Source organism: Tenacibaculum sp. SM2510 (assembly GCF_057002845.1).
Genome location: NZ_CP192703.1, coordinates 975414 through 987568 on the forward strand (window position 1 = coordinate 975414; position 12155 = coordinate 987568).

Annotated in this window: 11 protein-coding genes; 3 read left to right on the forward strand and 8 right to left on the reverse strand. The window is 31.3% G+C overall.

Annotated features, from left to right (window positions below; all coding sequences use genetic code 11):
• Window positions 1-82: 82 nt before the first annotated feature.
• A complete protein-coding gene (locus ACQ629_RS04340) occupies window positions 83-847 on the reverse strand; it encodes an ABC transporter ATP-binding protein (protein WP_483706726.1) in 765 nt (254 codons plus the stop codon).
• The gene (locus ACQ629_RS04345) at window positions 847-1587 is read right to left on the reverse strand and encodes an MlaE family ABC transporter permease (protein WP_483706727.1); all 741 of its coding nucleotides are present in this window, start codon (window positions 1585-1587) and stop codon (window positions 847-849) included. Before ACQ629_RS04345 ends, ACQ629_RS04340 begins: the two co-directional genes overlap by 1 nt.
• A gap of 117 nt (window positions 1588-1704) precedes the next feature.
• On the opposite strand from ACQ629_RS04345, the gene pafA reads away from it, so the two are divergent.
• The gene (gene pafA, locus ACQ629_RS04350; RefSeq protein ID WP_483706728.1) at window positions 1705-3345 is read left to right on the forward strand and encodes an alkaline phosphatase PafA; all 1641 of its coding nucleotides are present in this window, start codon (window positions 1705-1707) and stop codon (window positions 3343-3345) included.
• Between the two features lie 259 nt (window positions 3346-3604).
• Here the strand turns inward: pafA and ACQ629_RS04355 are convergent, their stop codons facing one another.
• Both ACQ629_RS04355 and ACQ629_RS04360 read right to left on the reverse strand, forming a co-directional pair.
• Window positions 3605-3760: a YqaE/Pmp3 family membrane protein gene (locus ACQ629_RS04355; RefSeq protein WP_483706730.1), complete on the reverse strand. Its 156-nt coding sequence runs from the start codon at window positions 3758-3760 to the stop codon at window positions 3605-3607.
• Between the two features lie 113 nt (window positions 3761-3873).
• A complete protein-coding gene (locus tag ACQ629_RS04360; RefSeq protein WP_483706732.1) occupies window positions 3874-6378 on the reverse strand; it encodes a M14 family metallopeptidase in 2505 nt (834 codons plus the stop codon).
• Between the two features lie 153 nt (window positions 6379-6531).
• On the opposite strand from ACQ629_RS04360, the gene ACQ629_RS04365 reads away from it, so the two are divergent.
• On the forward strand, window positions 6532-7671 hold the full coding sequence (locus tag ACQ629_RS04365) for a geranylgeranyl reductase family protein (protein WP_483706733.1): 1140 nt from the start codon (window positions 6532-6534) through the stop codon (window positions 7669-7671).
• A 69-nt stretch (window positions 7672-7740) separates the two neighbouring features.
• On the opposite strand, the gene ACQ629_RS04370 is transcribed toward ACQ629_RS04365, so the two are convergent.
• From ACQ629_RS04370 to ACQ629_RS04385, 4 genes are read right to left on the reverse strand one after another with little or no spacing between them, the layout of a single operon-like run.
• The gene (locus ACQ629_RS04370) at window positions 7741-9375 is read right to left on the reverse strand and encodes an ABC transporter substrate-binding protein (RefSeq protein ID WP_483706734.1); all 1635 of its coding nucleotides are present in this window, start codon (window positions 9373-9375) and stop codon (window positions 7741-7743) included.
• On the reverse strand, window positions 9332-9844 hold the full coding sequence (locus ACQ629_RS04375) for a DUF4442 domain-containing protein (RefSeq protein ID WP_483706735.1): 513 nt from the start codon (window positions 9842-9844) through the stop codon (window positions 9332-9334). Before ACQ629_RS04375 ends, ACQ629_RS04370 begins: the two co-directional genes overlap by 44 nt.
• Window positions 9845-10171, reverse strand: a complete 327-nt coding sequence (locus ACQ629_RS04380) for an antibiotic biosynthesis monooxygenase family protein (protein ID WP_483706736.1) — start codon at window positions 10169-10171, stop codon at window positions 9845-9847. It abuts the gene before it with no gap.
• Window positions 10168-10665: a GNAT family N-acetyltransferase gene (locus ACQ629_RS04385; protein ID WP_483706737.1), complete on the reverse strand. Its 498-nt coding sequence runs from the start codon at window positions 10663-10665 to the stop codon at window positions 10168-10170. The genes ACQ629_RS04380 and ACQ629_RS04385 overlap by 4 nt, the downstream gene beginning before the upstream one ends.
• Window positions 10666-10792: 127 nt before the next feature.
• Here ACQ629_RS04385 and mtaB point away from each other — a divergent pair, with 127 nt between their 5' ends.
• Window positions 10793-12127 (forward strand): tRNA (N(6)-L-threonylcarbamoyladenosine(37)-C(2))-methylthiotransferase MtaB, encoded by a 1335-nt coding sequence (mtaB, locus tag ACQ629_RS04390; RefSeq protein WP_483706738.1) that lies wholly within the window; start codon window positions 10793-10795, stop codon window positions 12125-12127.
• Window positions 12128-12155 lie beyond the last annotated feature (28 nt).

Below are 12155 nucleotides of genomic sequence, written 5' to 3' on the forward strand. Positions count from 1 at the left end.
TACAAAACCTTTTTTAGAAAAAAATTATCAATTTATCAATACTAATTTTAGTACCTTGTTTTACAATAATTTAACACTAAAATTATTTTTCTGACAAATACGCTTCACGTACTTTTTTGAACAGATTAGATGAATACACAAAATCTACCACAGCTTGATTATCTGTTTTAAAAATTTCTTTATGGGAACCTTCCCATGCTTTTATTCCGTTTTTCAGAAAAACAATCTTATCTCCTATTTCCATCACAGAATTCATATCATGCGTATTAATAACGGTTGTTATTTGATATTCATCAGTAATTTCTTGAATTAAATTATCAATTACAATTGATGTTTGCGGATCTAAGCCTGAGTTTGGTTCATCACAAAACAAATATTTAGGATTCATAACAATAGCACGTGCTATTGCAACACGTTTTTGCATCCCTCCTGATAATTCTGCTGGGAATTTTTTATTTGAATTATCTAAGTTTACTCGATTTAAAACAAAATTAACTCTATCTAACATCTCACTTTCAGGCTGCTTTGTAAACATCTTTAAAGGAAACATTACATTCTCTTCAACAGTTTGTGAGTCAAATAAAGCACTTCCTTGAAAAACCATTCCTAGTTCTTTCCTGAAATTCCTCCTATCGTCTATAGTCATTTCAGTATTTACACGTCCATCATATATAATGTTTCCACTTTCAGGAACATGTAGCCCAATCAATGATTTTAAGAAAACAGTTTTACCAGAACCACTTTGTCCAATAATTAAACTTGTTTCTCCTGGTAAAAATGATGTTGAAATTCCTTTTAAAATTTCAACACCATTAAATCCTTTATATAAGTTATTTACTTCAATCATTATGTTAACAACATTTGAGTTAATAAATAATTAGCGATAACGATAAGAACGGTTGTCCAAACAACAGATTGTGTACTTGCTTTACCTACCTCTAACGAGCCTCCTTTTACATAATAACCATGATACGAAGGCACCGTAGCTATTAAGAAGGCAAAAATTAATGTTTTTATAATTGCATAGGTTAATAAAAACGGATTAAACTCCATCTGTACGCCTGTTATATAATCTACTCCAGAAAACAAACCTGAAAGTACGCCTGCTAACCAGCCTCCAAAAATTCCTAAAAACATTCCAAGAACTATTAAAAAAGGGTAAAAGAATACCGTAGCAATTATTTTAGGCAACACTAAGTAATTTAAAGAGTTTATTCCCATTACTTCTAAGGCGTCTATCTGCTCAGTAACTCTCATCGCTCCTATGCTTGACGTAATATACGACCCTACTTTTCCTGCCAAAATAATAGAACAAAATGTAGGTGCAAACTCTAATATTATAGAACGCTTAGCCGCAAAACCTATTAAGGACCGCGGTATAAAAGGGCTTTCTAAATTTAATGCTGTTTGCAAAGCTATTACTCCTCCAATGAAGAAAGAAATAAAAGCTATAATACCCAGAGACTTAAGACCTAACTCGTCTATCTCTCTAAACAAAGCTTCTCTAAAAACACGCGCTCGCTGCGGTTTGGTAAAAACTTGTTTTAGCATTGCGAAATACTTACCTATATGCTCAATGTAGTTCATTAAACTAATCTATTTTTCTTTTTTGCTAAAGTATTAAAAAAGCGTTAACTCTTCACTTTAATATCCGTTTTAGTGTTCATTTACTTACCTTTGATTTTATCAATTTTAAAAATTAGAATGAAAAAGTTACTCTCTTTAGCTGCTATCGCAATCATTTGTTTATGTAGTTTTATTACTCTTAAAGAAAAGGCTACTAAAAAACCAAAACTAGTTATAGGCGTTGTTATTGATCAAATGCGTTATGATTATCTTACTCGTTTCGCTAACAAATACGGTTCCGATGGTTTTAATCGTTTATTAAACAGTGGTTTTTCGTTAGAAAATGCACATTATAACTATATACCTACATATACCGCAGTTGGTCATGCTTCTATTTATACAGGCACAACACCTGTAAATCATGCTATAATTAGTAATAACTGGTATGATAAATACTTAAAAGAAACCATTTACTGTGTTGATGATAAAAATTACAAAACAATAGGAAACGATGGTGATGGTGGAAAAAAATCGCCATACAGAATGCTAACTACTACAATGACTGATCAATTAAGATTAGCACAAAACATGAATGGTAAAACGATTGGTATTGCCATTAAGGATCGTTCTGCTATTTTACCTGCTGGACATACAGCTAATGCAGCCTATTGGTTTGATGGTGGAAGTAAAGGAGACTGGATTAGCTCTTCATACTACATGAATAAACTTCCTAATTGGGTACAAGAATTCAATAATTCCAAAATTGTTGATAATTATTTATCACAACCCTGGGAAACACTTTACGATATTAACACCTATACAGAAAGTATTGCAGATGATAATAATTTTGAAATGCCTTTTAAAGGAGAAGAAAAACCTGTTTTTCCACATGACATTCCAAATATAAAAAGCAAAAACAACAATTATAGTATTATAAAGGCAATTCCTGCTGGAAACTCTTTGACTACCGATTTTGCTAAAGCTACGATTATAGGCGAAAAACTAGGCCAATCAGCATACACAGATTTTTTAACGATTAGTTACTCATCAACTGATTATGTTGGACATCAATTTGGTGTTGCCTCTAAAGAAACCGAAGATACTTATTTACGTTTAGATAAAGATCTCGCTAACTTATTTCAGTTTTTAGATACTCAAGTTGGCAAAGGTAACTACACTTTATTTTTAACTGCAGATCATGCTGCTGTGCAAACTCCATCATATTTACAGTCGGTTAAAATTCCTGCAAATTATTTTAGCTATAAAAAATTTAGAGCTTTTGTAAATACAATCACACAAAAACACTTTAATTCGGATATGTTAGTTGAAAACATTTCAAATTTTCAAATTTTCTTAAATAAAGACAAAATTGAAGAACTTAATTTAGAAGCAAATACAATTGCTCAAAAAATAGCTGATGAAGTAATTAACTATAAAGATATATACAAAGCGGTAACTGCAAGAACTTTACAAACCACTTCATTTACCTCTGGAATTTTAAACTCATTACAAAACGGTTATAATCAAAAATTTTCTGGTGATATTTTATTAGTTCCAAGTCCATCAATAATTAGCTACCCTAAAAAAGGTACAACTCATGGATCTGGTTATTCATATGACACTCATATACCAATTATTTTTTATGGTAACGGAATCAAACAAGGTGCTTCTAAGAAAAAATATGAAATTATAGATATTGCCCCTACAATTTCTAATTTACTTCAAATTGAATTTCCAAATGGTTCTACAGGTAAAATCATAGAAGAAGTTTTAAACTAAAAAAAGCGCTCAATGAGCGCTTTTTTTTTTAAATAATATAAACAAGAGAAATACACAAGGGGGGAGATATGTATTCTACTTAAATGTTTTTCTATTCTTAACCTTGCAGAATATCTTACTCATTTTTTTGTTGTCTGATTTAATTATATAATTGTAAGAAATGACAGTAAGCAGGGTAATAAAAATGTAAATCATATTATTATAAGTTTGTTTTCTAATTAGTTAGACACAAAACTTAATGATAAGTCACATTATTTTTTTAATTTGGTTTATTCAATATTATCAGCGCTGCAATAACACCTGGCACCCAACCACATAAAGTTAGTAGGAATACAATTATAATTGAACCACACCCCTTACCTATCACTGCCAACGGCGGAAAGAAAACTGCTAATAATACTCTTAGTAAACTCATTTATTTTATAATTTATTAATCTACTATAAAGACGTTTATCTTTCTGTTTTGTTACAATAAAAACCCGCTAATAGCGAGTTTCTATTTTTTAATAATTAAAAAACTACTAATCTCTACATTAACTTCCCGAAGAAAATAGCATTCATTAATAACTTGTTTGTTCCAAACCAAAAAGCTCTAAAGTTGGTGTTATCAGTAAAAACAATAACCCTACCTGACCCTAATCTATTAACTTTAAACGGAACCGTATTTTTTAACACCTTTAAGTTTTCTTTAGATACATAACCACTCAATAAAGGGCTATCGGTATACTGTATCGGATTATTATAACTCTCTTTGTCTGGCTGAATAAACTGACGTGTATTTCTAAATAATGCTATTTTATCATTCTTATACCCAAAATTTACAGGGTGTGATCGATCAATTTTCGCTTCAAAAATTGCACCTCCGATTACCTGTGCACCTGATTGTAACGATTTATTTTCAAACGATATATTTTCAACCGTATCTATTTTTGTTTTATTAAATTTTAAATTGATAAACTTTTTATTTGATAACCAATTAACAGCATTTCTATAACCTATTAAAACACCGCCATTTCGCACCCAAATTTTTAATTTTCCCTCTAGTTTTTTATCTACAGAATAACTATTTGGCACAACAATCGTTGTATACTTCTCTAAGCTTATTCTTGAAGCATACGAAACATCTAACTTTGTTAATTTCATTTCAAAACGCTGGTCTAATAAATGCCAAATTTCACCAGCATCGTAACTCGTCATTCCGCTACCTACTAACATTGCCACTTTTTGTGGTTTTATTGCTCTAAAATTCCTGCTTCCTAAATCAATTCCGTCATTTAATCCCGTAGCAACACCTTTGATTTCGATATGATTATTAACGGCTATTTTATTTAAAAATTGATATAATTCTGAGTTGTTTAATTTCTGATTTTGAGCCGGAATAAAAATAGTTCCGTAATCAAACGACTCTCCATTATTTTTAAACTGCTTCATTGCCACTTTCGCACGCAATCCGTTTTCTAAAATTGCATTTAACGCTTTCGGAGTTTCATATTCATTCCAAGAAAACAAATATCCAATACTACTTTGATTTTTAATTGTTCCCTCTTTTTTCTTTAAATCAATAATTTCTTCTCCTGCTTTTGATAACGAAACATTATCTGCAAAATCTACACCAAAGGCGTGATTGAATGTCCATGCAGAAACATCGTAAAATAAGCTGTCTTTAAAAGTTGTTCGAACATCAAACATTGCTTTTACCAATCGGTTATTTTTCTGATTCATTGGCACAACGTAACTATAACCTTTTTTAAAGTTTTTTCCTTTTGATGTAAAATCCGCTTTTAATTCGTGTATTTTTATTTGATGCTTTTTTAAAACTGCTGCTAAATGATACGTTTTTACAGCATCTTTTTCATCACCAAAAACAATAGCTTTGTTTTCTCCTGAATTTCTATATTTTTTATAAAAACCTTGTTGATATTTTAAGATTTTTACGCGCATATTTTTAGCTGCTTCTAAAGTTGATAAAGTAGCTGTAAATTGATTTCGAATTGTAAACGGAAAGGTTAATATACCGTTTTCATTCTCTTGCGCATGTCCGCGAGAACTTCCTTGTTCAAACAAAATACCAATACTTCCATTAATATCTGGGAATGTTGATCCTTTTCCGTAATAAAAATCATCAAAACTTTCTTCTGAATAATACGTAGATCCGATTTTATCAAAAGCTTTTGCATGATAGGTTGCAATTTCTTTGGTTAAATCCTGATTCATCTGTGGCGTTAACGGATTCGTCCTACTCGGAATTCCCGGCTGAAAAAAGAAACTCGAGTTGGTTCCCATTTCATGATGATCGGTTAAAATATTTGGTAACCATTTATGAAAAGAAGCTATTCTTGCAGTACTTTCTGGCAACTGAACTGGCAACCAATCACGGTTCATATCAAACCAATAATGATTTGTTCTTCCGCCAGGCCAAACTTCGTGATATTCTCTATCATTAGGGTCAGGATTTATATTGTCTGCCTTATTCGTATTTGCCCAATATGCAAAACGCTGCAACCCATCAGGATTTAAAGAAGGATCGAACAGAATAATTGTATTCTCTAGTAATTCATCAATCTTAACTCCTTCGGCTGCCGCCAAATAATAAGCAGATGCTAATGCAGAGTTTGTTCCGCTTGGTTCATTTCCATGAATAGAAAAACCCTGATAAACAACAATTGGTTGCTTTGAAACATCTAGCGAAGCATCATCTGTCGCTTTTATATGTTGCTTTCTTATTTGTTCTAAATTCTGTTGGTTTCTAGAAGAAGTAATTGTTAACAATAACAATGGTCTTCCCTCATATGTTTTCCCTCTATCATCAAAAGAAACTCTATCAGAAGCTTTTGCTATGGCTTTCATATATTCCACCAACTTATCGTGTGTAATATGCCACTCGCCTACTTCATGACCAATAACTGATTTTGGTGTTGGTATATTTTTAGCATACGAAACATCGGTTGGTAAGTAATACGATAAATCTAGTTTTTGTTGAGCAGCTACTGTAATTGATACTAAGATCAATAGTAATAAATAAACTTTTTTCATTAATTTAGTTGTTTAATAGGTTAACAAATATATTAAATCTAATAATGTTATTTTTTGATATTAATTAATTCATTTTAATCGACCAAAAACCATTACTTTACTACACATTTTAATTGGAAGTAATGTGTATATTGCGACTCAAAAAAAAAACTTATGCAACATTTTGATGTAGCCATTATAGGTAGTGGCCCTTCTGGGGCTTCAACTGCTTTTCACTTGGCTAAGAAAGGTATTTCGACTGTTATAATAGAAAAAGAAACATTACCTCGCTATAAAACTTGTGGAGGTGGATTTGTTTTTAGGGGCCGTAATGATTTACCTTTTGATATTTCTTCTGTTGTTGAACGTGAATTTCATACGATTGATATTTACTTAGGTGAAACATTACACTTTCAAACACATAGAAAAGACCCTACGGTTACTATGATTATGAGAGATTCTTTTGATCATTTAATTGTAAAAAAAGCAAAGGAACTTGGTGTTACGCTACTAGAGAATCATAAGTTAAATGAATTGCATTTTTCTGATGATAAAATCACTTTAAAAACGTCTCAAGGCGAGCTTTCTGCTAAGTTTATAATTGCTGCAGACGGTGCTTTAAGCCCTACTGCAAAAATGGCCGGGTGGAAAGAAGATACTCGAAAATTAATACCTGCTTTAGAATATGAAGTAGAAGTTTCTGAAGACGACTTTAATAGATTAAAAGATGAAGTAAGATTTGATATTGACGCTATACCATATGGTTACGCATGGAGTTTCCCTAAGAAAAACCACTTATCAATAGGTGTTGCATCTGCAAGAAGAACAAAAATAAATTTAAAGAAATTTTACCAAGAGTATATGGAAACACTTGGTATTACTAATGTTATTAGCGAATCTCAACACGGATTTCAAATTCCTGTAGCACCAAGAACTGATGGTTTTGTAAAAAACAACGTGTTTTTAATTGGAGATGCTGCTGGTTTTGCCGATCCTATTACTGCTGAAGGTATTTCAAACGCTATTTATAGCGGTAAATTAGCTGCTGAAGCAATAATTGAAAGTAACCTAAACGATAAACTTGCTAAGGAATTATACCTTGATAAATTAGGCGAAAAATTACTACCAGAACTTAACACTGGTTTATGGCTTTCTAAGTGGTTTTACGAGCAAAAAACTATCCGTAATCTTTTATTAAAAAAATACGGACAACGTTTTAGCGAAGCAATGGCAGATGTTTTTCACGGAAAACGTTCGTACCCAAAAGACATTAAACAAACAATAAAAAACAAAATAAAATCGTTGGTTTCTTAATCGAAGATGTATAAATAAAAAGACACCGTTTAGATAATCTAAACGGTGTCTTTTTATTTATAGCTGATTTTAATCTTTACGCACTCTTTTTAAATTCAGTAAATCAACCGGATTAATTCCTAATCCTTGAATGTTTTTTTGACTGAAACGAATTACTTCGTCATAATATAACGGAACAATGGGAGCTTCTTCGATAATAATACCATCCATTTGCTGATATAGTTTGTGTCTTTTTTTAACGTCAACTTCTTTTATTGATTTCTCATATAAATTATCAAATTCCTCATTCTTAAAATGCGTGTAATTTGGTCCGTTAGGTGTAAAATTTTTACCGTAAAATAACGAGACATAATTTTCTGCATCTGGATAATCAGCAATCCAACTTGCTCTAAAAACAGGCAGTTTTCCACTTGATTTTCCTTGCCGTAAAGTTGAAGGCGGAATTACATCAACTTTAGTTTGTAATCCTATATTTTGTAACTCCCGTTGTATAAACTCACATAAATCTAAATAATTACCATTGGTAGTAATCGTAATTTCAGGGTTTTTATTTCCTGTTATCTTTACATACTCCGAAACCAACGCAGCCGCTTTTTCTGGCTGGTATGAATATCCTTTCTGGTTATTAAACGATGGCAACCCTTTTGGTATAAATCCACTTGTAGCAGGTGTACCAATTCCGTTTCTTAAGAATTTAATCATTTTCACACGATCAAATCCGTAATTTATAGCTTGCCTGATTAATTTTGACTTCGTTGGCTGTTCATTTTCACCATCTAAATAAATCCCTAAATATTCAGTATTCAAATATGCGCCGGTTTCCATCTTAATCTTACCAACATATTTTTCTTTTAAAGTTCCGTCTGTGTTTAAAATATCGTCTTTATAAGAAGCATCTAAACTTTTCATAAAATCGAGATTCCCTTGAATAAATTGCAAAAACTCACTCTGCTTGTCGGGTAAAAAAGTAATTGCAACGGCTTCTAAATATGGCAATGAGTTTCCTACTATATCTTTTTCATAAAACAACGGATTTTTACGCAATACTAACTTCGTGTTTTCTACCCATAGTTTGAATTTAAAAGGCCCCGTGCCAATTGGGTTTGCTCTAAAAGAATTACCAAAATAAGCTATTGCTTCTTTCGGAACTACCGAACAGTATTTCATTGCCAACAATCCTAAAAAAGGTGGAAAAGGTTGTTTTAAATTGATTGTAAAAAGCGAATCGTTTTCTGCTTTAAAATCTGCTACGTTTTGCAAAACCCAACCTCCTGGAGAGGCTACTTTTTTATCTAATAATCTATTAAATGAATACTCAAAATCATGAGCCGTTACATTTCTTGTGGAATCTTTTCCAAACAATATGTGTTTATGAAATTTAACATCTTTTCGTAGATTGAACTTATATGTTTTTCCGTCTTCAGAAATCGTCCAGTTTTTAGAGATATCAGGTTGTACATGCAAACTATCATCTAGCTGAACCAAACCATTAAATAACTGATTTACCGCCCAAATATTACGTTGATCTTTTGCGAATGCAGGATCTAGAGAGGTAATATTTGAATGTTCGTTATACCGAAAAACTTGTGCTTCTGAAAAAGAACTTATTTCTTTAGAACAGGAGTAAAAGCCTATAAAAAGAGCTATTAAAATAAGAATATTACTTTTTCTTCCTTTTGTTTTTATAATATGATTTATCTGCAATGTATATGATTTTAGAAACTTCAGCATATATCGTTGAAGCATCTTTATTTGTTATTTTAATATCTTTTTGTAAATCTATCTCTTTGGCAACTTTTACTCGTTCTTTTATTTGCTGAATCTCCTCTTCAGAAAAAATAAAATCAGCATACGAATTTGATTTTACAGGTCTTTTAAATTTAATATTGGCACTTTTATCCCAAACTACATAATTGTTTCCTAAAATATTCATTAACTGAATCATAAAAACAGGATCGGTTGCTGAAAATAAACTTCCTCCGAAAATAGAACCTACATAGTTTTTATTTTTATAACTAATAGGAATTTTAACTTTTACATTAAACAAATCATCAGATACTTCAATAATTTTACCGGTCGATCTACGATACATTGGCGAAATATTAAATCCGTATTTAAAAATAGTTCTTTGTTTTAAAAAAGCACTTAAAACCTTAGATATTGTCGCATACATTTAGTTATTTTTATTTTCAAACCCATATTCACGCTCTACTTTACAAATTCGGAGTTGGTATTTTTGATACCATTTTTCTCTTCCCTTTTCTCTAGCTTCTGCATGCTGTAAATTATTTTTCCATTTTGTAATTGCCTCTAAACTTCTCCAATATGAAACCGTAATTCCAACTTCAGAGCGGGCAGATTCAATACCTAAATAACCTTCTTGCTGTTTTGCTAGCTCTTCCATTGTGTTAGCCATATCGTTATACCCTTTTTGATTATCAGACAATATAGTTGTAAAAATAACCGCGTAATATGGTACTGTTAATGAATCTACTATCATAAAATTAATTCGTATTTTGTTTCAGGTAAGCCAATATCTTCACTTATAAATTTCTTTACTTCGGTAAAATTAAATCGTTTTAATATTTTAGCTGAAGCTATATTTTCATCAACTACATAACCTACAATCTTTTTCATTCCTACAAATTTACAATAAGAAATTAATCCTTCACAAATTTCTGTTGCATATCCTTTGCCCCAATATTCTTGAATAAATCGATATCCTATTTCATCATCTACATTGTCTTTTACCAAGGCAACAGTTCCTATCAATTTCTTATCCGTTTTTCGTTCGATTGCATAAATCCAAAAATCATTTTTGGGCTTATCATACTTATTCATCAAATCTTTAAGCTCTATTTCACACGCAACAATTGTTTTAATTTCACCTGTTGCGTATTGTAAAACTACAGGGTTACTTTCTAACTTAAAAAAAGGTTTTAAGTCAGTTAAAAGAAGTTTTCTAATGCGTAATCTTTCGGTTTCAAAAATCATGAATAAATTGTAATTTTGCAGTTGATAAATACTGTCTAAAACAGATTTATAAAAATACACCATACGAACTTCTAAAAAATTAAAGACCTACACAAGACTTTTGTTTTTTATTAAGGATATTAAAAGAATGAACGTAGATAAAAAAGTAGCTTTTTACACTTTAGGATGTAAATTAAATTTTTCTGAAACCTCTACTATTGCTAGAAATTTTGTTTCTGAAGGTTTTGAACGAGTTGAGTTTAATGAAAAAGCAGCTATATATGTAATTAATACATGTTCTGTTACTGACAATGCTGACAAACGTTTTAAATCGATTGTAAAATCAGCTTTAAAACAAAATGAGGATGCTTTTATAATTGGTGTAGGTTGTTATGCGCAATTAAAACCTGAAGAATTAGCCAATGTTAATGGTGTGGATTTAGTTTTAGGTGCTACCGAAAAATTTAACGTTACCAGTTACATCAACGATTTAACTAAAAATGATATTGGCGAAGTACATTCGTGCGAAATTGAAGAAGCCGACTCTTATGTAGGCGCCTACTCTATTGGCGACCGTACGCGTGCCTTCCTAAAAGTACAAGACGGTTGTGATTACAAATGTACCTATTGTACGATTCCGTTAGCACGAGGAATTTCTAGATCTGACACTTTAGAGAACGTTTTAAAAAATGCTAAAGAAATTTCAGAAAAAGGAATTAAAGAAATAGTTTTAACAGGTGTGAATATTGGTGATTATGGTAAAGGTGAGTTTGGAAACAAAAAACACGAACATACTTTTTTAGAATTGGTCAAAGAATTAGATAAGGTAGACGGAATTCACCGTTTACGAATATCTTCTATCGAACCTAATTTATTAAAAGATGAAACAATCGATTTTGTTTCTAAATCTAACACTTTTGTTCCGCATTTTCACATTCCGTTACAATCCGGATCTGACGAATTGTTAAAAAAGATGAAGCGTCGTTATTTAACGCAAACCTACACAAATAGAGTTACTAGGATAAAAGAAGTTATGCCAAATGCTTGTATCGGTGTAGATGTTATTGTTGGTTTCCCTGGTGAAACAGATGAATTATTTTTAGAAACCTATAACTATTTAAACGAAATGGATATTTCGTATTTACATGTATTTACCTATTCTGAAAGACCAAATACAGAAGCTGTTGAAATGAATGGTGTAGTTGCAAAAAATGTACGTGCAAAACGAAGTAAAATGTTACGTGGCTTATCGGTTAAAAAACGTAGAGCTTTTTATGAAACCCAAATAGGAAATACGTTAACGGTGCTTTTTGAAAGCGAAAACAAGGAAGGTTACATTCACGGATTTACTCAGAATTATGTAAAAGTAAAAACACCTTGGAATCCGGAATTGGTAAATACACTACATACTGTTTCTTTAACCGAAATTGACGAGGATGGTTTAGTTCGTTTTAACTTTGTGAAAAACCAAGTTATTGCTTAAATTGTGAATAGTTTTTAAAACTACTTTA

What these genes read in the sequence shown, in the direction of transcription:
- ACQ629_RS04340 (WP_483706726.1), bottom strand. Translation starts at nt 847, where the DNA reads ATGATTGAAGTAAATAACTTATATAAAGGATTTAATGGTGTTGAAATT.
- ACQ629_RS04345 (WP_483706727.1), bottom strand. Translation starts at nt 1,587, where the DNA reads ATGAACTACATTGAGCATATAGGTAAGTATTTCGCAATGCTAAAACAA.
- pafA (WP_483706728.1), top strand. Translation starts at nt 1,705, where the DNA reads ATGAAAAAGTTACTCTCTTTAGCTGCTATCGCAATCATTTGTTTATGT.
- ACQ629_RS04355 (WP_483706730.1), bottom strand. Translation starts at nt 3,760, where the DNA reads ATGAGTTTACTAAGAGTATTATTAGCAGTTTTCTTTCCGCCGTTGGCA.
- ACQ629_RS04360 (WP_483706732.1), bottom strand. Translation starts at nt 6,378, where the DNA reads ATGAAAAAAGTTTATTTATTACTATTGATCTTAGTATCAATTACAGTA.
- ACQ629_RS04365 (WP_483706733.1), top strand. Translation starts at nt 6,532, where the DNA reads ATGCAACATTTTGATGTAGCCATTATAGGTAGTGGCCCTTCTGGGGCT.
- ACQ629_RS04375 (WP_483706735.1), bottom strand. Translation starts at nt 9,844, where the DNA reads ATGTATGCGACAATATCTAAGGTTTTAAGTGCTTTTTTAAAACAAAGA.
- ACQ629_RS04380 (WP_483706736.1), bottom strand. Translation starts at nt 10,171, where the DNA reads ATGATAGTAGATTCATTAACAGTACCATATTACGCGGTTATTTTTACA.
- ACQ629_RS04385 (WP_483706737.1), bottom strand. Translation starts at nt 10,665, where the DNA reads ATGATTTTTGAAACCGAAAGATTACGCATTAGAAAACTTCTTTTAACT.
- mtaB (WP_483706738.1), top strand. Translation starts at nt 10,793, where the DNA reads ATGAACGTAGATAAAAAAGTAGCTTTTTACACTTTAGGATGTAAATTA.